General features: G+C 68.9%; 12 protein-coding genes. 8 read left to right on the top strand and 4 right to left on the bottom strand.

Annotated elements, in window-relative coordinates; all coding sequences use genetic code 11:
* Positions 1-148: 148 nt before the first annotated feature.
* The 8 genes from rplJ (at position 149) to tuf (ending at position 14,216) form a co-directional block, all read left to right on the top strand.
* A complete protein-coding gene (gene rplJ, locus ACFU5O_RS10435; RefSeq protein WP_384238661.1) occupies positions 149-679 on the top strand; it encodes a 50S ribosomal protein L10 in 531 nt (176 codons plus the stop codon).
* Between the two features lie 110 nt (positions 680-789).
* Positions 790-1,173 (top strand): 50S ribosomal protein L7/L12, encoded by a 384-nt coding sequence (gene rplL / locus ACFU5O_RS10430; RefSeq protein ID WP_384238660.1) that lies wholly within the window; start codon positions 790-792, stop codon positions 1,171-1,173.
* A 578-nt stretch (positions 1,174-1,751) separates the two neighbouring features.
* Complete coding sequence (gene rpoB, locus ACFU5O_RS10425) at positions 1,752-5,237, top strand: DNA-directed RNA polymerase subunit beta (RefSeq protein ID WP_384238658.1); 3,486 nt, start codon at positions 1,752-1,754, stop codon at positions 5,235-5,237.
* 95 nt (positions 5,238-5,332) lie between these two features.
* Entirely contained in the window at positions 5,333-9,247 is a 3,915-nt protein-coding gene (locus ACFU5O_RS10420; RefSeq protein WP_384238657.1) for a DNA-directed RNA polymerase subunit beta', read from the top strand.
* A gap of 612 nt (positions 9,248-9,859) precedes the next feature.
* A complete protein-coding gene (gene rpsL, locus ACFU5O_RS10415) occupies positions 9,860-10,231 on the top strand; it encodes a 30S ribosomal protein S12 (RefSeq protein WP_003948652.1) in 372 nt (123 codons plus the stop codon).
* 2 nt (positions 10,232-10,233) lie between these two features.
* The gene (rpsG, locus tag ACFU5O_RS10410) at positions 10,234-10,704 is read left to right on the top strand and encodes a 30S ribosomal protein S7 (protein WP_006347241.1); all 471 of its coding nucleotides are present in this window, start codon (positions 10,234-10,236) and stop codon (positions 10,702-10,704) included.
* Between the two features lie 38 nt (positions 10,705-10,742).
* The gene (fusA, locus tag ACFU5O_RS10405) at positions 10,743-12,869 is read left to right on the top strand and encodes an elongation factor G (RefSeq protein ID WP_384238654.1); all 2,127 of its coding nucleotides are present in this window, start codon (positions 10,743-10,745) and stop codon (positions 12,867-12,869) included.
* A gap of 153 nt (positions 12,870-13,022) precedes the next feature.
* Entirely contained in the window at positions 13,023-14,216 is a 1,194-nt protein-coding gene (tuf, locus tag ACFU5O_RS10400; protein WP_266381554.1) for an elongation factor Tu, read from the top strand.
* Positions 14,217-14,384: 168 nt separating this feature from the next.
* On the opposite strand, the gene ACFU5O_RS10395 is transcribed toward tuf, so the two are convergent.
* The 4 genes from ACFU5O_RS10395 to ACFU5O_RS10380 form a co-directional block, all read right to left on the bottom strand.
* Positions 14,385-16,499: a PIG-L family deacetylase gene (locus ACFU5O_RS10395; RefSeq protein WP_384238652.1), complete on the bottom strand. Its 2,115-nt coding sequence runs from the start codon at positions 16,497-16,499 to the stop codon at positions 14,385-14,387.
* A 331-nt stretch (positions 16,500-16,830) separates the two neighbouring features.
* Positions 16,831-19,716 carry an RNA repair domain-containing protein gene (locus ACFU5O_RS10390; RefSeq protein ID WP_384238650.1) on the bottom strand — a complete coding sequence of 962 codons (2,886 nt, stop codon included), beginning with the start codon at positions 19,714-19,716 and terminating at the stop codon, positions 16,831-16,833.
* Complete coding sequence (locus ACFU5O_RS10385) at positions 19,717-21,411, bottom strand: RNA ligase family protein (RefSeq protein ID WP_384238648.1); 1,695 nt, start codon at positions 21,409-21,411, stop codon at positions 19,717-19,719.
* 351 nt (positions 21,412-21,762) lie between these two features.
* Complete coding sequence (locus tag ACFU5O_RS10380; protein ID WP_384238647.1) at positions 21,763-22,350, bottom strand: TetR/AcrR family transcriptional regulator; 588 nt, start codon at positions 22,348-22,350, stop codon at positions 21,763-21,765.
* Between the last annotated feature and the right edge of the window lie 246 nt (positions 22,351-22,596).

The raw sequence follows: 22,596 nt of genomic DNA, 5'->3' as shown, positions 1-22,596 counted from the left end.
GCGCAGGTGAATGTGGAAGTGCTCCCGGATGCCGCTCTTCAAAGAGCGCAGCCGGTCGAGCTACGCCCCGTGCGCCTGCGCCGGGGCGTTTCGTTTTGTTCAGTCCCTTCTGAGCGGTCCTCATCACCCGGAAGGAGGCCGACGCTCTATGGCAAGGCCCGACAAGGCTGCCGCGGTAGCCGAGCTGACGGACCAGTTCCGCAGCTCGAACGCCGCCGTGCTGACCGAGTACCGGGGTCTCACCGTGGCCCAGCTCAAGCAGCTGCGCCGTTCACTCGGTGAGAACGCCCAGTACGCCGTGGTGAAGAACACGCTGACCAAGATTGCGGCCAACGAGGCCGGGATCACTTCGCTCGACGACCAGTTCACTGGTCCGACGGCGGTTGCCTTCATCACCGGTGACCCGGTGGAGTCGGCGAAGGGTCTTCGTGACTTCGCCAAGGACAACCCCAACCTGATCATCAAGGGCGGTGTCCTTGATGGCAAGGCGCTGTCCGCCGATGAGATCAAGAAGCTTGCGGACCTCGAGTCCCGCGAGGTTCTGCTCGCCAAGCTGGCGGGCGCCATGAAGGGCAAGCAGTCCCAGGCTGCCTCGCTCTTCCAGGCGCTTCCCTCGAAGTTCGTCCGCACTGCGGAAGCGCTTCGCGTCAAGCTGGCCGAGCAGGGCGGTGCCGAGTAATTCGGCTCGCGCATTGATCAGCGCCACCTGAGGCGCTGGTCGTAGCGGGCCGCACGCCCGCCGACATGTACATCTCGGCACCAGCCGAATTAGTGGAAGGATCGCCCATCATGGCGAAGCTCAGCCAGGAAGACCTGCTCGCGCAGTTCGAGGAGATGACCCTCATCGAGCTCTCCGAGTTCGTGAAGGCGTTCGAGGAGAAGTTCGACGTCACCGCCGCCGCCGCGGTCGCCGTTGCCGGCCCCGCCGGCCCGGGCGCCGTTGTCGACGCCGTCGAGGAGCAGGACGAGTTCGACGTCATCCTCACCGGTGCCGGCGAGAAGAAGATCCAGGTCATCAAGGTCGTGCGTGAGCTGACCTCCCTGGGCCTGAAGGAGGCCAAGGACCTCGTCGACGGCACCCCGAAGCCGGTCCTCGAGAAGGTCGCCAAGGAGGCCGCGGAGAAGGCTGCCGAGTCCCTCAAGGCCGCCGGCGCCTCCGTCGAGGTCAAGTAAGTCTCGGCTTACAGCCTGCGCCACGCGGCACGGGGTCGCCTTCTGACTCCCGCGCTGTAACGCACAAGCACTGAAGAGCGATCACCCATCCGGGTGGTCGCTCTTCGGCGTTCGTGGACGCCCCGGCGGTCGCCTTGCACTGTCGGCTGCGGAGAGTAAGGTGATCTTCGCCGTGCGCCAGGTGACGATCTCCACCAGGTGGGGGGCCTTGACGAACCGCACGCAGCGCGCAATTCTCAGGACGCGTCGTCACAACGATCCGGGTTCGAGGCATGGATCGACGACTGAACGGGCAGGATCGGTGTGCGCCTTCCAGCGCACGGCATACCGCGGAGTTGAGAAAAACGAGGGTCCCGGAAAACCCGACCTGGACATCAGTGGGCCAAGTGGCTACACTGACCCTTTGCGCTGCCTGTTAGCTGCCCCCTGCCCGTCACCAGGGGCATCCCCTCGCAAGAGCACCGACGACCGAATAGTCCTGACCTGGCCTTTTGGCCAAATTCAGGAACGTCTGTCTCCGTGCCCGGCTTGGGACCGGTACGCGCGTAGTGAGTCCGAGCCCTCGGAAGGACCCCCTCTTGGCCGCCTCGCGCAACGCCTCGACCGCGAATACGAACAACGGCGCAAGCACTGCCCCGCTGCGCATCTCCTTTGCAAAGATCAAGGAGCCCCTCGAGGTTCCGAACCTCCTTGCGCTGCAGACCGAGAGCTTTGACTGGCTGCTCGGCAATGCCGCCTGGAAGGCTCGTGTCGAGGCAGCTCTGGAGTCCGGACAGGACGTCCCCACCAAGTCCGGTCTGGAGGAGATCTTCGAGGAGATCTCGCCGATCGAGGACTTCTCCGGGTCGATGTCGCTGACCTTCCGCGACCACCGCTTCGAGCCCCCGAAGAACTCGATCGACGAGTGCAAGGAGCGCGACTTCACGTACGCCGCGCCGCTCTTCGTCACGGCCGAGTTCACCAACAACGAGACCGGTGAGATCAAGTCCCAGACGGTCTTCATGGGCGACTTCCCGCTCATGACCAACAAGGGCACCTTCGTCATCAACGGCACCGAGCGTGTCGTGGTGTCGCAGCTGGTCCGCTCGCCGGGTGTCTACTTCGACTCCTCCATCGACAAGACGTCCGACAAGGACATCTTCTCGGCCAAGATCATCCCGTCCCGGGGTGCCTGGCTGGAGATGGAGATCGACAAGCGCGACATGGTCGGTGTCCGTATCGACCGCAAGCGCAAGCAGTCCGTCACCGTCCTCCTGAAGGCGCTCGGCTGGACCACCGAGCAGATCCTCGAGGAGTTCGGCGAGTACGAGTCGATGCGCGCCACCCTGGAGAAGGACCACACCCAGGGCCAGGACGACGCGCTGCTCGACATCTACCGCAAGCTGCGCCCGGGCGAGCCCCCGACGCGTGAGGCCGCGCAGACCCTTCTTGAGAACCTGTACTTCAACCCGAAGCGCTACGACCTCGCCAAGGTCGGCCGCTACAAGGTCAACAAGAAGCTCGGCGCGGACGAGCCGCTGGACGCCGGCGTGCTCACCACCGACGACGTCATCGCGACCATCAAGTACCTGGTCAAGCTGCACGCCGGTGAGACCGAGACGGTCGGCGAGAGCGGTACCCAGATCGTCGTCGAGACCGACGACATCGACCACTTCGGCAACCGTCGTCTGCGTAACGTCGGCGAGCTCATCCAGAACCAGGTCCGCACGGGTCTGGCGCGTATGGAGCGCGTCGTGCGTGAGCGCATGACGACTCAGGACGTCGAGGCGATCACGCCGCAGACCCTGATCAACATCCGGCCGGTCGTCGCCTCCATCAAGGAGTTCTTCGGCACCAGCCAGCTGTCCCAGTTCATGGACCAGAACAACCCGCTCTCGGGCCTGACCCACAAGCGCCGTCTGTCGGCGCTGGGCCCCGGCGGTCTGTCCCGTGAGCGGGCGGGCTTCGAGGTCCGAGACGTGCACCCGTCCCACTACGGACGCATGTGCCCGATCGAGACCCCCGAAGGCCCGAACATCGGTCTGATCGGTTCGCTCGCCTCGTACGGCCGCGTCAACGCGTTCGGCTTCGTCGAGACGCCGTACCGCAAGGTCGTCGACGGCCAGGTCACCGACGAGGTGGACTACCTGACCGCAGACGAGGAGGACCGCTTCGTCATCGCGCAGGCCAACGCCGCGCTGGGCGACGATCTGCGCTTCTCCGAGGCCCGCGTACTGGTCCGCCGCCGTGGTGGCGAGGTCGACTACGTGCCGCCGACCGAGGTCGACTACATGGACGTCTCGCCGCGCCAGATGGTGTCGGTCGCGACCGCCATGATCCCGTTCCTCGAGCACGACGACGCCAACCGTGCCCTCATGGGCGCGAACATGATGCGCCAGGCCGTTCCGCTCATCAAGGCGGAGGCCCCGCTCGTCGGCACCGGCATGGAGTACCGCTGTGCCACCGACGCCGGCGACGTCATCAAGGCGGAGAAGGACGGTGCGGTCCAGGAGGTCTCGGCCGACTACATCACCGTCGCCAACGACGACGGCACGTACACCACGTACCGCGTCGCCAAGTTCTCCCGCTCCAACCAGGGCACCTCGGTCAACCAGAAGGTCGTCGTCTCCGAGGGCGACCGGGTGATCGAGGGCCAGGTCCTCGCCGACGGCCCGGCCACCGAGAACGGTGAGATGGCACTCGGCAAGAACCTGCTCGTGGCGTTCATGCCGTGGGAGGGTCACAACTACGAGGACGCGATCATCCTGTCGCAGCGCCTCGTCCAGGACGACGTCCTCTCCTCGATCCACATCGAGGAGCACGAGGTCGACGCCCGTGACACCAAGCTCGGCCCCGAGGAGATCACCCGGGACATCCCGAACGTCTCCGAGGAGGTCCTCGCGGACCTGGACGAGCGCGGCATCATCCGTATCGGTGCCGAGGTCGTCGCCGGCGACATCCTGGTCGGCAAGGTCACCCCGAAGGGTGAGACCGAGCTGACCCCGGAGGAGCGCCTGCTCCGCGCGATCTTCGGCGAGAAGGCCCGTGAGGTCCGTGACACCTCGCTGAAGGTGCCGCACGGCGAGACCGGCAAGGTCATCGGCGTGCGCGTCTTCGACCGCGAGGAGGGCGACGAGCTGCCGCCGGGCGTGAACCAGCTGGTTCGCGTGTACGTCGCGCAGAAGCGCAAGATCACCGACGGTGACAAGCTCGCCGGCCGTCACGGCAACAAGGGCGTCATCTCCAAGATCCTCCCGATCGAGGACATGCCGTTCCTCGAGGACGGCACCCCGGTCGACATCATCCTCAACCCGCTGGGTGTCCCGTCCCGAATGAACCCGGGACAGGTCCTGGAGATCCACCTCGGCTGGCTCGCCAGCCGTGGCTGGGACGTCTCCGGTCTCGGCGACGAGTGGGCCCAGCGCCTGCAGTTCATCGGCGCGGACCAGGTCGAGCCGGGCACCAACGTCGCGACCCCGGTCTTCGACGGTGCGCGTGAGGACGAGCTCGCGGGTCTGCTGCAGCACACCATCCCGAACCGCGACGGCGAGCGCATGGTGCTTCCGTCCGGCAAGGCCCGGCTGTTCGACGGCCGCTCCGGCGAGCCGTTCCCGGACCCGATCTCGGTCGGGTACATGTACATCCTCAAGCTCCACCACCTGGTCGACGACAAGCTGCACGCCCGGTCGACCGGTCCGTACTCGATGATCACCCAGCAGCCGCTGGGTGGTAAGGCTCAGTTCGGTGGCCAGCGGTTCGGTGAGATGGAGGTGTGGGCGCTGGAGGCTTACGGCGCCGCATACGCCCTCCAGGAGCTGCTGACCATCAAGTCCGACGACGTCACCGGCCGCGTGAAGGTCTACGAGGCCATCGTCAAGGGCGAGAACATCCCCGAGCCCGGCATCCCCGAGTCCTTCAAGGTGCTCATCAAGGAGATGCAGTCCCTGTGCCTCAACGTGGAGGTGCTGTCCTCGGACGGCATGTCCATCGAGATGCGCGACACCGACGAGGACGTCTTCCGCGCGGCGGAGGAGCTCGGCATCGACCTGTCCCGGCGCGAGCCGAGCAGCGTCGAAGAGGTCTGACGGGTCGGCCGGGGCTCTCACCAGGAGCCCCGGCCCCTCCCCGGACCCCGTACAGACCATGATTGAGACACGACCCTGAGAGGGATTGACGCATAGTGCTCGACGTCAACTTCTTCGACGAGCTGCGGATCGGCCTGGCCACCGCTGACGACATCCGTCAGTGGTCCCACGGCGAGGTCAAGAAGCCGGAGACCATCAACTACCGCACCCTGAAGCCCGAGAAGGACGGACTCTTCTGCGAGAAGATCTTCGGTCCTACCCGGGACTGGGAGTGCTACTGCGGCAAGTACAAGCGTGTCCGCTTCAAGGGCATCATCTGTGAGCGGTGTGGCGTCGAGGTCACCCGCGCCAAGGTGCGCCGTGAGCGGATGGGCCACATCGAGCTTGCCGCACCCGTCACCCACATCTGGTACTTCAAGGGCGTTCCGTCGCGGCTGGGCTACCTGCTCGACCTCGCCCCGAAGGACCTGGAGAAGGTCATCTACTTCGCGGCGTACATGATCACGTACGTCGACGAGGAGCGCCGCACCCGCGACCTGCCCTCGCTGGAGGCACATGTCTCCGTCGAGCGCCAGCAGGTCGAGAACCGTCGCGACGCCGACCTTGAGGCCCGCGCCAAGAAGCTCGAGGCCGACCTGGCCGAGCTCGAGGCCGAGGGCGCCAAGGCCGATGTGCGCCGCAAGGTGCGCGAGGGTGCCGAGCGTGAGATGAAGCAGCTGCGCGACCGTGCGCAGCGCGAGATCGACCGTCTCGACGAGGTGTGGAACCGGTTCAAGAACCTCAAGGTCCAGGACCTGGAGGGCGACGAGCTGCTCTACCGCGAGCTGCGCGACCGCTTCGGCACGTACTTCGACGGTTCGATGGGTGCCGCGGCGCTGCAGAAGCGCCTGGAGTCCTTCGACCTGGAGGAGGAGGCCGAGCGCCTCCGCGAGATCATCCGTACCGGAAAGGGCCAGAAGAAGACCCGTGCGCTCAAGCGCCTCAAGGTCGTCTCCGCCTTCCTGCAGACCAGCAACAGCCCCAAGGGCATGGTGCTGGACTGCGTCCCGGTGATCCCGCCGGACCTGCGTCCGATGGTGCAGCTGGACGGTGGCCGCTTCGCGACCTCCGACCTGAACGACCTGTACCGCCGGGTCATCAACCGGAACAACCGTCTGAAGCGTCTGCTCGACCTCGGTGCCCCCGAGATCATCGTGAACAACGAGAAGCGGATGCTCCAGGAGGCCGTCGACGCGCTGTTCGACAACGGCCGCCGCGGCCGTCCGGTCACCGGTCCCGGTAACCGCCCGCTGAAGTCCCTCAGCGACATGCTGAAGGGCAAGCAGGGCCGCTTCCGTCAGAACCTGCTCGGCAAGCGCGTCGACTACTCGGCCCGTTCGGTCATCGTCGTCGGCCCGCAGCTGAAGCTGCACCAGTGCGGTCTGCCCAAGGCCATGGCGCTGGAGCTCTTCAAGCCGTTCGTGATGAAGCGCCTGGTCGACCTGAACCACGCGCAGAACATCAAGTCGGCCAAGCGCATGGTCGAGCGCGGCCGCACCGTCGTGTACGACGTCCTCGAAGAGGTCATCGCCGAGCACCCGGTGCTGCTGAACCGTGCGCCCACGCTGCACCGCCTCGGCATCCAGGCCTTCGAGCCGCAGCTGGTCGAGGGCAAGGCCATCCAGATCCACCCGCTCGTCTGCACCGCGTTCAACGCGGACTTCGACGGTGACCAGATGGCCGTGCACCTGCCGCTCTCCGCGGAGGCGCAGGCCGAGGCCCGCATCCTGATGCTGTCCTCGAACAACATCCTCAAGCCGGCCGACGGCCGTCCGGTCACCATGCCGACCCAGGACATGGTGCTGGGCCTCTTCTTCCTCACCACGGACGAGGAGGAGCGCGAGGTGCGCGGCGAGGGCCGTGCGTTCAACTCCTCCGCCGAGGCGATCATGGCCTTCGACGCCCGGGAGCTCTCGCTCCAGGCGAAGGTCGACATCCGCTTCCCGATCGGCACCGTCCCGCCGCGTGGCTGGACCCCGCCGGTCGAGGAGGAGGGCGACGACACCGTCGGGGCCGGGGCGTGGCAGCAGGGTGACTCGTTCCGTCTGCGGACGACCCTGGGCCGTGCGCTCTTCAACGAGCTGCTGCCCGAGGACTACCCGTTCGTCGACTACTCGGTCGGCAAGAAGCAGCTCTCCGAGATCGTCAACGACCTCGCCGAGCGCTACCCCAAGGTCATCGTGGCGGCGACGCTCGACAACCTGAAGGCGGCCGGCTTCTACTGGGCGACCCGTTCCGGTGTCACCGTGGCCATCTCCGACGTCGTCGTTCCCGAGGCGAAGAAGGAGATCGTCGCGGGTTACGAGGCGCAGGACGAGAAGGTCCAGAAGCAGTACGAGCGCGGTCTGATCACCAAGCAGGAGCGCACGCAGGAGCTCATCACCATCTGGACCAAGGCGACCAACGAGGTTGCCGAGGCGATGAACGCGAACTTCCCGAAGACCAACCCCATCTTCATGATGGTCAACTCGGGTGCTCGCGGAAACATGATGCAAATGCGTCAGATCGCCGGTATGCGTGGTCTGGTGTCGAACGCCAAGAACGAGACCATCCCGCGTCCGATCAAGGCGTCCTTCCGTGAGGGCCTGTCCGTGCTGGAGTACTTCATCTCCACGCACGGTGCCCGAAAGGGTCTGGCCGACACCGCGCTGCGTACCGCCGACTCGGGTTACCTGACGCGTCGTCTGGTCGACGTCTCGCAGGACGTCATCATCCGCGAGGAGGACTGTGGCACCGACCGCGGTCTGAAGCTGCGGATCGCCGAGCGCGGCGCCGACGGTGTGCTGCGCAAGGCGGAGGACGTCGAGACGTCCGTGTACGCGCGGATGCTCGCCGAGGACGTCGTCGTGGACGGCAAGGTCATCGCGCCGGCCAACGTCGACCTCGGTGACGTGCTCATCGACGCGCTGGTGGGCGCGGGTGTCGAGGAGGTCAAGACCCGCTCGGTCCTGACCTGTGAGTCCGCGGTCGGTACGTGTGCGTACTGCTACGGCCGTTCGCTCGCCACCGGCAAGCTGGTCGACATCGGTGAGGCGGTCGGCATCATCGCCGCCCAGTCCATCGGTGAGCCCGGTACCCAGCTGACGATGCGTACCTTCCACACCGGTGGTGTGGCCGGTGACGACATCACCCAGGGTCTGCCGCGTGTCGTCGAGCTCTTCGAGGCCCGTACCCCGAAGGGTGTCGCCCCGATCTCCGAGGCCAACGGCCGCGTCCGGATCGAGGAGACCGAGAAGACCAAGAAGCTCGTCGTCACCCCGGACGACGGCAGCGACGAGACGGCGTTCCCGATCTCGAAGCGTGCCCGTCTGCTGGTGGGCGACGGCGACCACGTCGAGGTGGGCCAGAAGCTCACCGTGGGTGCCACCAACCCGCACGACGTGCTGCGCATCCTCGGTCAGCGGGCCGTTCAGGTCCACCTGGTCGGCGAGGTCCAGAAGGTCTACAACTCGCAGGGTGTGTCGATCCACGACAAGCACATCGAGATCATCATCCGGCAGATGCTGCGCCGCGTGACGATCATCGAGTCCGGCGACGCGGAGCTGCTGCCGGGCGAGCTCGTGGAGCGCTCGAAGTTCGAGACCGAGAACCGTCGTGTGGTCACCGAGGGCGGTCACCCCGCCTCCGGCCGTCCGCAGCTGATGGGTATCACCAAGGCCTCGCTCGCCACCGAGTCGTGGCTGTCGGCGGCGTCCTTCCAGGAGACGACCAGGGTCCTCACCGACGCGGCGATCAACGCCAAGTCGGACTCCCTGATCGGCCTCAAGGAGAACGTCATCATCGGTAAGCTCATCCCGGCCGGTACGGGCCTGTCCCGCTACCGCAACATCCGGGTCGAGCCGACCGAGGAGGCCAAGGCCGCGATGTACTCGGCCGTCGGCTACGACGACATCGACTACTCGCCGTTCGGCACGGGCTCCGGCCAGGCCGTTCCGCTGGAGGACTACGACTACGGTCCGTACAACCAGTAAGGCGTAGGTTCGACCGAAGGGCGCTCACCCCGTTTCGTACGGGGTGAGCGCCCTTCGGCGTTTCTCCGGGCGCTCAGCCTCCGGAACCCTCGGCGTGAGGGGCCGGGTGCTCCAGGGGGGCCTCCGGGCCGGGATCGCGCCCGTGGGGTGGGCCTCCGCCCACCCGTGCGCCGGTCGCCGGAGGGGGACGGGGAGGGGGAGGGGACGGGGAGGGGGACGGGCGTCGGGCGTTGCGGGACGGCCGGTGAGCTACGGCCGGATACACCCGGCCGTCGTTCCGAGTACCGCGACCAGGACGAATGCCCTGCTGACGGGCCCCGGCGGCGCAATGATGGATCATGAACGAATCAGGGTGACAAGTCCGGCGTGTCGCAGTGGACTGCATTTGTTTTGACCGAACTCGGTGAGGTAGGTACGCTCAGACCTTGTGCCTGGGGTGTGCCTGGGCTCATGTGCGTGTCTTCAGCCGCACACCGAGCCAAGACCGGCCACCGTAATCTGCGCCCTTTCCGCCATACGGCGGGAGCATGCAGCATTCGACACACCCGACCGCGTGGGTCGGTGACGTTCCAGGTTAGCTTTACTGCACGGCACACAGAAACCGGAGAAGTAGTGCCTACGATCCAGCAGCTGGTCCGTAAGGGCCGGCAGGACAAGGTCGAGAAGAACAAGACGCCCGCACTCGAGGGTTCCCCTCAGCGTCGTGGCGTCTGCACGCGTGTGTTCACGACCACCCCGAAGAAGCCGAACTCGGCCCTCCGCAAGGTCGCGCGTGTGCGTCTGACCTCCGGTATCGAGGTCACGGCCTACATTCCGGGTGAGGGACACAACCTGCAGGAGCACTCCATCGTGCTCGTGCGTGGTGGCCGTGTGAAGGACCTGCCGGGTGTTCGCTACAAGATCATCCGCGGTTCCCTGGACACCCAGGGCGTCAAGAACCGCAAGCAGGCCCGCAGCCGCTACGGCGCCAAGAAGGAGAAGTAAGAATGCCTCGTAAGGGCCCCGCCCCGAAGCGCCCGGTCATCATCGACCCGGTTTACGGTTCTCCTCTGGTGACCTCGCTGATCAACAAGATCCTGCTCAACGGCAAGCGTTCCACCGCTGAGCGCATCGTCTACGGCGCCATGGAAGGCCTCCGCGAGAAGACCGGTGCCGACCCGGTCATCACGCTGAAGCGCGCCCTCGAGAACGTCAAGCCGTCTCTCGAGGTCAAGTCCCGCCGTGTCGGTGGTGCCACCTACCAGGTGCCGATCGAGGTCAAGCCCGGTCGCGCCTCCACCCTCGCGCTGCGCTGGGTCGTGGGTTACTCCCGCGCCCGCCGTGAGAAGACCATGACCGAGCGCCTCATGAACGAGCTGCTGGACGCCTCGAACGGCCTCGGTGCTTCGGTCAAGAAGCGCGAGGACACGCACAAGATGGCCGAGTCCAACAAGGCCTTCGCGCACTACCGCTGGTAGTCGCACCCACATCGAGACCGAGAGAAGACTGAAGCCTTATGGCTACCACTTCACTTGACCTGGCCAAGGTCCGCAACATCGGGATCATGGCCCACATCGACGCGGGCAAGACGACGACCACCGAGCGGATCCTGTTCTACACCGGTGTTTCCTACAAGATCGGTGAGGTCCACGACGGCGCTGCCACGATGGACTGGATGGAGCAGGAGCAGGAGCGCGGCATCACCATCACGTCCGCCGCGACGACCTGTCACTGGCCGCTCGAGGACGTCGACCACACCATCAACATCATCGACACCCCGGGTCACGTCGACTTCACCGTCGAGGTGGAGCGTTCGCTCCGCGTCCTCGACGGCGCTGTGACCGTGTTCGACGGTGTCGCCGGTGTGGAGCCCCAGTCCGAGACCGTCTGGCGTCAGGCGGACCGCTACGGCGTTCCGCGTATCTGCTTCGTCAACAAGCTCGACCGTACGGGCGCCGAGTTCCACCGCTGTGTCGACATGATCAAGGACCGCCTCGGCGCGACCCCGATCGTGATGCAGCTGCCGATCGGTGCCGAGGCCGACTTCAAGGGCGTCATCGACCTGGTTCGTATGAAGGCCCTCGTCTGGTCCGCCGAGGCGGCCAAGGGCGAGATGTACGACGTCGTCGACATCCCGGCCACGCACGCCGAGGCCGCCGAGGAGTGGCGCGGTCAGCTGCTCGAGACGGTCGCCGAGAACGACGAAGAGATCATGGAGCTGTACCTCGAGGGCCAGGAGCCTTCCGAGGAGCAGCTGTACGCCGCGATCCGTCGTATCACCATCGCCTCCGGCAAGTCCAAGGACATCACGGTCACCCCGGTGTTCTGCGGCACCGCGTTCAAGAACAAGGGTGTCCAGCCCCTGCTCGACGCGGTCGTGCGCTACCTGCCCTCTCCCGTCGACATCGAGGCCATCGAGGGCCACGACGTCAAGGACGCGGAGCTGGTCGTCAAGCGCAGGCCGTCCGACGACGAGCCGCTGTCGGCGCTGGCGTTCAAGATCATGAGCGACCCGCACCTCGGCAAGCTCACCTTCGTGCGCATCTACTCCGGTCGTCTGGAGTCCGGCACCGCCGTGCTGAACTCCGTGAAGGGCCGCAAGGAGCGCATCGGCAAGATCTACCGCATGCACGCGAACAAGCGTGAGGAGATCGAGTCGGTGGGCGCCGGTGACATCGTCGCCGTCATGGGCCTGAAGCAGACCACCACCGGTGAGACGCTCGCGGACGAGAAGAACCCGGTCATCCTGGAGTCCATGGACTTCCCGGCGCCGGTCATCGAGGTCGCGATCGAGCCCAAGTCCAAGGGTGACCAGGAGAAGCTGGGTGTAGCCATCCAGCGTCTCGCGGAGGAGGACCCCTCCTTCCAGGTGCACACCAACGAGGAGACCGGCCAGACCGTCATCGGCGGTATGGGCGAGCTTCACCTCGAGGTGCTGGTCGACCGGATGAGGCGCGAGTTCAAGGTCGAGGCCAACGTCGGCAAGCCTCAGGTCGCGTACCGCGAGACGATCCGCAAGGCCGTCGAGCGCGTGGACTACACCCACAAGAAGCAGACCGGTGGTACCGGTCAGTTCGCCAAGGTGCAGATCGCGATCGAGCCGATCGAGGGCGGCGACGCCGCTTACGAGTTCGTGAACAAGGTCACCGGTGGCCGCATCCCGAAGGAGTACATCCCTTCGGTCGACGCCGGTGCGCAGGAAGCCATGCAGTTCGGCATCCTCGCCGGCTACGAGATGACGGGCGTCCGCGTCACGCTTCTCGACGGTGCCTACCACGAGGTCGACTCCTCCGAGCTCGCGTTCAAGATCGCCGGTTCGCAGGCCTTCAAGGAGGCCGCGCGCAAGGCGTCCCCGGTTCTCCTCGAGCCGATGATGGCCGTTGAGGTCACCACGCCCGAGGACTACATGGGCGATGTCATCGGTGACATCAACTCCCGCCGTGGCCAGATCCAGGCCATGGAGGAGCGTGCCGGCGCCCGCGTCGTCAAGGGCCTGGTGCCGCTGTCGGAGATGTTCGGCTACGTCGGCGACCTCCGCAGCAAGACCTCGGGTCGCGCAAGCTACTCGATGCAGTTCGACTCCTACGCCGAGGTTCCCAGGAACGTCGCCGAGGAGATCATCGCGAAGGCCAAGGGCGAGTAACTCACCCGAGTACACGCTTTAGGCTTGACGCCGTAACCGTCGGGGCGTTTCCCGCGAACCCGTGAGGCTCGCCCCGGCGGACGGCAATACCAGCAAAGATCACCCTGGCGCCGATGAGTAAGGCGTACAGAACCACTCCACAGGAGGACCCCAGTGGCGAAGGCGAAGTTCGAGCGGACTAAGCCGCACGTCAACATCGGCACCATCGGTCACATTGACCACGGTAAGACGACCCTCACGGCCGCCATTACCAAGGTGCTGCATGACGCGTACCCGGACCTGAACGAGGCCTCGGCCTTCGACCAGATCGACAAGGCTCCTGAGGAGCGCCAGCGCGGTATCACCATCTCCATCGCGCACGTCGAGTACCAGACCGAGTCGCGTCACTACGCCCACGTCGACTGCCCCGGTCACGCGGACTACATCAAGAACATGATCACCGGTGCTGCCCAGATGGACGGCGCCATCCTCGTGGTCGCCGCCACCGACGGCCCGATGCCGCAGACCAAGGAGCACGTGCTCCTGGCCCGCCAGGTCGGTGTTCCGTACATCGTCGTCGCCCTGAACAAGGCCGACATGGTGGACGACGAGGAGATCCTGGAGCTCGTCGAGCTCGAGGTGCGTGAGCTCCTCTCCGAGTACGAGTTCCCGGGCGACGACCTGCCGGTCGTCAAGGTCTCGGCGCTCAAGGCTCTCGAGGGCGACAAGGAGTGGGGCCAGTCGGTCCTGAACCTGATGGCCGCCGTCGACGAGGCGATCCCGCAGCCCGAGCGTGACGTCGACAAGCCGTTCCTGATGCCGATCGAGGACGTCTTCACGATCACCGGTCGTGGCACCGTCGTCACCGGCCGTATCGAGCGTGGTGTCCTCAAGGTCAACGAGACCGTCGACATCGTCGGTATCAAGCAGGAGAAGACCACCACCACGGTCACCGGCATCGAGATGTTCCGCAAGCTGCTCGACGAGGGCCAGGCCGGTGAGAACGTCGGTCTGCTCCTCCGTGGCATCAAGCGCGAGGACGTCGAGCGCGGCCAGGTCATCATCAAGCCCGGTTCGGTCACGCCGCACACCGAGTTCGAGGCCCAGGCCTACATCCTGTCGAAGGACGAGGGTGGCCGTCACACCCCGTTCTTCAACAACTACCGCCCGCAGTTCTACTTCCGTACCACGGACGTGACCGGCGTCGTGACCCTCCCCGAGGGCACCGAGATGGTCATGCCGGGCGACAACACCTCCATGACCGTCTCGCTGATTCAGCCGGTCGCCATGGAGGAGGGCCTGAAGTTCGCCATCCGTGAGGGTGGCCGGACCGTGGGCGCCGGCCAGGTCACCAAGATCACCAAGTAAGTCCTGGTGGTTTGACCTGGTAGCTCCCCAAGAGCACCAAGCAGGAGGCCCCGCACCGTAAGGTGCGGGGCCTCTTCGCCGTTCGGGGCGCGCCGTTACTGCTACGGGTACGGGATGCTCGCCGGGCACGGACCGGCCGGCCGCGCACACGCCGACCGGTGCCTGCGGTCACCCGGCCACGCGGGCCTCCGTGTGCCAGATCCACGGGTGCGCGTCCGCACCCATGCCCACCGCTGTCGCACCGGAGCGGCCCATGTGGAGAGCGGGAAGGCCGAGCGCCTCCGCACCCTGGCGACGGGCCAGGGGCCGTCCGCCACCGAGGAGTTGGACCCGGCCCCGCAGATCCTCGCCCAGCAGCACCGGGCCGTTGTGGGTGGTGGCCGCGCTGACCGCTCCGTACCCGTCGAAACGCTCGTTGCGCGGGCGGGCGGGGGAGCCGCCGGCCCGCACGGCGATCAGGGCCGCGGACGCCGGCTTGCGGTAGTAGACCTCCACCCCTCCGTCGCTCGTCGCAAGAGCGGCGAGCGGGCCGCCGGGCGCGGGGAGCCCGCTGCCGCCGTCCGGCTTGAACGTGATCTCCTCGCCGAGGACGTCCTGCGCCCAGTGGTGCACCGTGTCGGAGCCCGCCGCGAAGACATGGACCCGTCCGGCGCCGTCCACGACCGCTGTCAGCCCGTCCTGTACCTCGCCGCCTCCGAGGTCCCGCCAGCCGTCCCAGCGGCCGTCCGTGTCCCGTACCCGCGTGCTGATGCCCTTGTCCGCGTTGCGTACGAAGAGATGGACCCGCCCGTCGGGGGCGGTCACCGCGACCGGTACACCGATGCGGCGGCCCCGGTCGTCGTCCCGCTCCGGATTGCCGAGCCCCTTCCAGGCCCGGAAGTCCCCGTCCGCGGAGCGCTGTTCGAGCAGCACCACCTCGCGCCGGTTGGCCCCGCCGTGCCCGCCGAGCGCGGCGAAGCGCAGCCCGAACAGCAACTGCCGCCCGTCCGCGAGCGTGGCCGATCCCAGCGCGGGTGCCAGCGGTCCGCCGCCGAGGTCGTCAGGGGCGCCCCACCGACCGCTGCCGCGCCCGGTCTCGCGCCAGCGAACGGCCCGCAGCCCCAGCACCCCGTACGCGGAGAGCCGGCCGTCGGTCCCGGTGGCGACGACGGGCTTGGCGCCCGGATAGCGGTGGTGGGTCGAGCGGACCCAGCCCTTCTTGTTCTTCAGCGGGCGAGTACCGCCCACGTTGTAGTCGCCGCAGCCCGAGGGGTTGCCGCAGTCCCAGCCGGGGTCGCCGCCGTAGGGAACGAGATGCGCGGCCTTCTCCCCGAGGACCTGCGGGGGGAGGTTCTTCGGCCAGTGGCGGTTGTAGTAACCGCGGAACGCCGTGGCGACGAACCCCGGCACCTGACCGCCGTCCTTCGTCGCCTCGGCGACCCAGCGCAGCATCGCGGCCCAGCTGAAGCACGCCACGGCGGTGTGGTCGGCGTGGTCGGAGTAGCCGGGCTGCTCACTGTCCCGCTTGCGGGTCGCCTCGTCGCTGTGCTGGATGTCCGGGTCGGGATCCAGGGTGTGGATCACCGTCGGGCGGTACTGCTCCATGAGCCCGAGCAGCACGTCGACGAGCTCGTCGTAGTCGTACGACACGGTCCTGCGCAGCGGCGAGTCCGCGGCGACGACGGTGTGGAGCCCGAGCGCGCGGTCGTGCCAGAGGCTGGGCAGGGCCTCCCAGCGGCGGGGCGTGTGCATGGGGAGGTTGAGGAAGACCAACTCGACGCGGCGACTTCCGTTGGAGAGCGTGTTGATCTCGGCGCGGTGGTCCCCGCGGAGCGTCGCCACACCCTTCTGCCACTCGGTGAAGCCGTCGAGGCCCAGGAGGTGGGCGTAGGCCTGGCGCAGGCCCTGGTGACGTGCGGACGAGTAGGCGGGCCGGTCGGCGGGGACGTCCCAGCCGCCGGGGACGTGGTTCTTGCCGTCGTGCTCGCCCGCGGTGACGTAGACGCAGACGAGGGGCACTCCGGAGTCCAGCATCCGCTGGGCGTCCGGGTTCATGAAGTACAGGTCGTCGTCGGGGTGCGCCAGGATCTGCATCAGCAGCGCGCGGCGGGTGCTGGCTATCGGCATGCCCGGCGCGGGGTCCGCGGTCGGCGTGGGGCGCCGGGGCGAGGGGACGGAGCACGCCGAGAGCGCGGTCGCGCCGGTGAGGGCGGCGATGGCGGCGACGACGGAGCGGCGGCGGGGGCGTGGACGGGCGTGCGCCGGATCGGCGTCGCGCCCCGGGCCGGGTCTCTCGAAGAGCACGCCACCGGATCTTGCCGAGGGCGTGCTGCGCGCAGCGCTGTCGTCCACTTGTCGTGCTCCGTCCGCTTCCCCCGCAGCGGGCGGGCATGTGCCCCCGTCTGCGTACCGTGATCTCCCGTGATGCGGACGGCAGGGCCGGTCGGAGCCGCCTTCCGCAACCAGTCAGACGGGATTGCGGTGTCCCGGGTTGCCCGTTTCTCGTGGTCGGTGCCGGATGTCGCTCCGGGGGCGGTTCCGGTCCGGACGAAGACCGTTTCGGTGCGGGCGGAGATGTTTTCGGCGCGGTGGGGAGGAGGCTCGAGGCGACCGTGGTCCCGGCCCGACGCGCAGGTCAGCGCAGAGTCGGGACCTCGCCCGGGCCCGCCCATGTGAGGGTGGTGCCGGTCAGGCCACGGAGCCATCGCCCCGCGATCTCCGTGAGGCGGTCCCTGCTCGGGGGAGTCGCACCGAGGCCGATGGCGTAGCGGGTGGCCGCCGGTCCGGATGCGAACGGGCGCGGCCAGGCGTGGGCGCCGGTCACGCCCGCGCCCTCCAGTTCGGTGAGGAGAGCGCGGACACGGCCGCGCACCCGGCCTTCCTCCGGGCCCGTGGGCACGGTCACGACCGCCCACGCCGCGTGGCGGCGGTGCATCGGCGGCGGGGAGAGAAGCCAGGGCCAGGGGTCGGTGCCGGACGCGGCCGCCGTCTCCAGGAGTTCCCAGGCGTCGTAGAGCTCCTGCGCCAGCAACTCCCGGCCGCCTTCGCCGAGCCCGCCGGTGCAGGAGCGGACCGGCTCGGTCGGGGTCAGGACCGGCTCGCGCCAGTCCCGGGCGGCCCCGGTGGCGAAGAAGTGGCGGAGCAGGTCGAAGGCCGGGAGGTCACCGGCCTCGTGGACGGTACGGGCCGCGAGCAGGGACCAGACCAGCCCCGGCAGCCCCCCGAAGGGAGCCGAGTCCAGGCCGCGCGCCCTCGCCCAGGCCTTGACCTCCCTGGCGAGGCGCGTGAACGCGGCGCGGTGGGCGCCCGCCTCTTCGAGGACGGCGTCGGCGTCGCTCACCGCACTGAGGGCGGCGGAAGCGGCGTCGCCCAGTTCGGCGCGGCGGGCGATCGCCTCGTCGGGAGCCGCCGTACCCGTGGGGACCACGATCAGGTCCACGTCGAGGCCGTCGACCACCAGCCGCAGCCCCGGGACCCTCGCCCCGATCACCTCGCGTACGCCGGTGGCCTCCGGCAGCGCCGCCGCGACCCGGGCCCGTACCTCCGCGATCCCGGCAACGCCCGGCAGTGCCGCCACCAGATCCAGGTCCGCGCCCGGCAGGGCACACCCCATGCGCCGCGAGCCGACGACGTGGACCACTCCGTCGGCCAGCGCTTCTGACAGCCGCTGCGCCGTCCGGCGTGCGCGGGCGGCAGCGGCGGCGTCCTCTGCGGGGGGAGGAGTGGAGTCCGGCGCGGCTGTTCCCTCCGGTCCGGCCGCGTCGTCAGACCCGCCTGACCGGGCTCCCGACGCGTACCCGAATGCGTGGTCATCGCCCGGCACGAGGTCGTCGTCGCCGGACTCCCGTACCCACCGCACCTCGCCCGTCCCGAGCGCGACGGTCGCCCGTACCCGCATCGGTTCGTCACCTCTTCGCGACAGCAGGGCCAGTTCCCCGACCCGCGCGTGCAGCGGCCCGCCGAGCCTCGCGGCGCACTCGGTGCTCAGCACGTGCGGATCGCGGGTTCGGCCCAGGCTCAGATGTGCGGTGAAGCCGTGCCGGTGGCCGCGGCAGCGTGGGAAGCGTTGTTCCAGGGCCCGTCGCAGCTCCGCCCAGGGCTCCTCGCCGGCCGCGGCCGGGTCGAGCCATACGGTCGCGTCCTCCCGATGCCCGAAGCTGTGGACGCCCTCCAGCCGGGCGGCAAAGGGAGCCACCACCGCGGCCGCGGAAGCCAGCAGCGGCGCCGCACGTTCGAAGTCGGACTCCGGTACGAAACCGAACAGCAGGTTCACATGCGGCGGCCAGCGCCGGATCTGCGGGTCGTGGTCGCGGCGGATGTCCTGGAGCGGGGACCACAGCTCCCGCGGTGGAATCCACGCGACCGCCGTCCGTGCCGTCGGCCGTGCGTCCAGCACGCCCGCCGGAGCCTCCCCTCCACCGCCGTCGAGGCTCAGGTCGGCCTCGACGGCGTAGTGGTCGGAGATGTACAGGCCCTGCGCGTCCGGTGTCTCGCCCAGCAGCGCCACGCCGTCCACCCGCAGGCCCTGCGCGCGCAGCAGCACCCGGTCGAGCCGCGACGCCCGCCCGGTGAGCGAGGACACCGCGGCCAGCGGATTGACTCCGGGGTCGAAGGTCGGTGTGCGGTCGGCCGGCCCGTGCACCTCGCTCCACGCGTCCCGCATGCCGAGCGTCGTCTCCGGCAGGTCCCCTCCGTCGTTGAAGTCGCCGAGCAGCACCACATCGCCCGCGACACCCGCCAGCCCTTCGGCGAGCTCGACGAGCTCGGCCTCCCGCCGCCCGGCGCCGTTCTCCGAGTGGTCGCTGCTCAGATGTGTGGCCGCGACCACGAGCGGCGCCGACCCGGTCTCCAGGACGAGGGACGCGACGGCCTTGTGCGGGCCGAGGACATGCACACCCGCCTCACGCACGGGCAGCCTGCTGAGCAGGAGCAGCCCGCAGTCGGCGACGTCCTTGCCCGCCGGGTCGGTGCCGATCGTGTACGCCTCCCTCACCCACGACGACTCGAGCAGCATGGTGAGCAGCTCCGGCTCGACCTCCTGCAGCGCGATGACATCGGCGTCGGCGTCACGCAGCGCCGCCAGGAGCAGAGGCCTGCGCAGTGCGGTGTCGATGCGGTCGCCGTCGTAGCGGTCCCACAGGGTGTTCCAGGTCAGCACGCGCAGCCCGGCCGTGGCGGGCAGCCCTCGAGGTGCCTCCGACGCCACCCAGCCGCGCGCAGCGTCCCATGCGTACGGCGTCCGCGCCGCGAAGAACGGCGCCCGCAGCAGCCGCGGGTCCCGCACCCGGCCCGCGTCCGTCGCGTCGATCCGGTCGACGCCCGTGGCCCGGTCCCAGACCGTCTCGCCGTCGGCCTCGAAGAACAGGACCCGGTGCCAGGGGATCTCGCCCCCGGGCACGAAGTCGTCCAGCGGCATCCGCTTGGGCGCCGCGCCGCGCTGGTTGATCCCCACCACGAACCGGGCGGGGTCGAAGCGGGCATCCCAGCGCACCCGGTGGTAGATCTCCTCGCTGGTACGCACCTACGCCTCCTCCTCGACGGTCCCGCCCGCGCCGATGTACCAGGTGCGGTGGGCCTGGCCGGGGTACGGAGGGACGAACCGGTGCAGCTGCGAAGCGAGCACCTCCGGCGGCACCGCGTGCGGCCGTGCCGCGTTGCGCCGGACCAGCTCGTCCTCGTCGACCAGCACCACCGCGTGGGTGACGAGCGCGTCGCGACGCCGCGCGACCGCGTGCACCAGGGAACGCTGGTGCGGGTTGAGGGATGTGGCGTCCCACACCACGGTCCCACCTGTGGCCAGGGCGGTGTCGAGCCGGGCCAGGGCCGTGCGGAGGATGTCACCGTTGGCGCGCTGATCGGCGCGCGCACCGCGCGCCTCGCGCAGCTCGTCGAGGGACACATACGCATCGACACCGGCGAGGCCGCGCGCGAAGGTGCTCTTGCCGCTGCCCGAAGGCCCGACCAGATGGATCAGGCGCGGAAACTCTCCCGACCGCCACCGCCAGGTCGCGGCGACGGCTTCCTCGACGGTCCGGATCCGTCCCTGCGCGAAGGCCTCCCTCGCCTCTGCCCAGCAGCGGTCGGCCGCTTCCTTCGACAGATCCGGATCCCTGAACGTCTCGCGCAGTGAGTCGAGGGGGCGGACGTCCTCCGCGTGCAGCGCGGACCACTCCACCTGCTCGCGTGCCCCGGCATCCGGTGCGACCGCCCCGGCGACGGCATGCAGCACGTCCAGGCCGACCGCGTACGACATCCTGACGAGCCCGGTCCGGCGGTCCTCGTCGGGATACGGGCGGTGCAGGCTCGCATGCAGCCCGACCAGATCCGCGACGCGCCGTGCGAACGGCAGGCCCAGCCGGGCGGCCAGCCGGCCGGCCAGCGCACCCCGGCGGCCGTGGTGCAGCAGCGCGGCCAGCACTCCCGCGAGCCGCGCGTCCCCGGACAGCCCCAGCGCATCGAGCCGTGCGGCCGCGTCATCGGCGGCCGCCTCGTCCCCCGTGGGTACGCCGACGGCGGCGAGCAGCGCGCCGGCATCGGGCGCCGCCCCCGACCTGACCGCCCACAGTGCCGCGGCCGGCCCAAGCCCGTTCTCCACCACCTGCGCGTGCATCCAGTGCGTGTCGGTCGCCACGTGCCCTGGCCGGACCCACTTCGCGACCCGCAGGCCGAACTCCCCGGCGTCGAAGCCCTCCACGGTCCGTACGACGTATCCCTCGTGCCGCGAGGTGTCGAGCTTCAGGGCGCGAACGGCCCGCTCCGCCCGCTCGTCGAGGACTCCCCGCCACAGCACGTGCGGTACCGGCACGCCGATGCCCCGCAGAAAGCTCACGGTCCGGTCCCAGCCCAGGCACCGGCCCTCGGCGTCCCAGACCGAGAAGCCGTAGAACCAGCTGTCCAGCTCGTCGTACGCGAGCGAGTGCCGCGCAAACACGTTCTCCCCGCACACACGCCAGCCGACCGGGATCCGGTCCCCGATCCGCCCCTGCAGACCCTTCACCCAGGCCCGCGACGGGTGGTGCGCCGAGTCCAGCGACCGCGCGTGCATCCCGTCCGCGTACAGGGTCGTGTTCTCGCCGTCGAGCTTCTCGGTGACCACGACCTCCCGGCCACGCAGCCCGCCCAGATCCACGATCCGCACGTCGTCCGACGTTGCGCCGGGGGACCACGGCAGATGTGGCGTGCGCGGATAGTGCGTGCGCGGTTGGTGCGTACGCATGGTGATCGGCCCCCCGACGGCTCGCAGATGGTGCTGCCCGTTCACTTTAGGAGCGCGGGGGAGGCGTGATCGAAGGGTTTTCGCCTGACCGGCAGGGGAGTCGGTGTGCGTCGTCGCTCCAGACCCTCCACCCGCTGGTCGGCGGCCGGGCCGTCGAGGGGGCTGCGGGACAGGCCGTGCGGGTCGCGGACGACCACGGTGCAGCGGGTGGCGAGGTCCGCGGCCGTCCCCTCGTCGAGTCCGGCATCGGCGGCGCCGCCGGGGATCAGCAGCAGGACCGGGCCGCCGCCGCGCTTCCCGTGGTGAAGCGTGGCGCGCCGGGCACGTCGAGGGTGCCGGTCGCGGGCTTGCTCACCCCTGGCTCCCGTCGCCCGGGGACGGCCAGTTCTCCAGGAGGGAGTGCAGCGCGTCGAGCGAACGCGACCAGGACTCCTGTACGTCGCGGGGGTGTCCGAAGCCGCCGCCGAGCTCAAGGTGGACATAGCCGTGGAAGGTGCTGCGCAGCAGGCGCCCCGCGTCGGTCAGGTCCGGTTCTGTGAGGCCGTAGGCGCGCAGCATTCCGTACGTCAGCTCGACGCTGCGGCGGAATCCGACCGAGTCGGCGACATCCTCGGGGGCGAGCCGCATCTGGCTCGCCGCGTAGCGGCCGGGGTGCTCCAGGGCGTAGTCCCGGTAGGCACCGGCGAAGGCGACGAGCGCGTCCTTGCCCGCCCGGCCCGCCACCGCTGCTCCGATACGGTCGGTCAGCTCCTGGGCAGCCAGCAGGGCGACCCGGACCCGCAGGTCCCGCAGGTTCTTCACATGCGAGTACAGACTCGCGTCCTTGACGCCGAAGCGCCGCGCGAGCGCGGACAGCGTGACCTTGTCCAGCCCGACCTCGTCCGCCATCTCCGCGGCCGCTTCCGTCAGCCGGGCGGCGGTGAGCCCTGCGCGCGCCATGCGGAATCCCCCTGAAGCAAGCTGAAAGCTAATGCACTTAGGTTGCAGCCTAGAGGGCATCGGGGAGAGCGTAAAGCCAGGGCTCACCAGGGCGCGGTCCGTGCCCGCGCGCAGGACGTGAGGCGTGGGGCCTGGCAGCCCCGATCAGCCGTCCGTGAAGATTGCCTCCGTGGAGGGGGCTGTGACGGCGCGTGCGAGCCAGTGGCGCAGGATCTCGGGGTCGGTGCACCCGGTGATCCGGTCGCG

Source organism: Streptomyces sp. NPDC057445, assembly GCF_042802855.1.
GTDB lineage: Bacteria > Actinomycetota > Actinomycetes > Streptomycetales > Streptomycetaceae > Streptomyces.
Note: the sequence above shows the minus strand (reverse complement) of the source record. Positions and strands in the feature narration are given on the sequence as shown.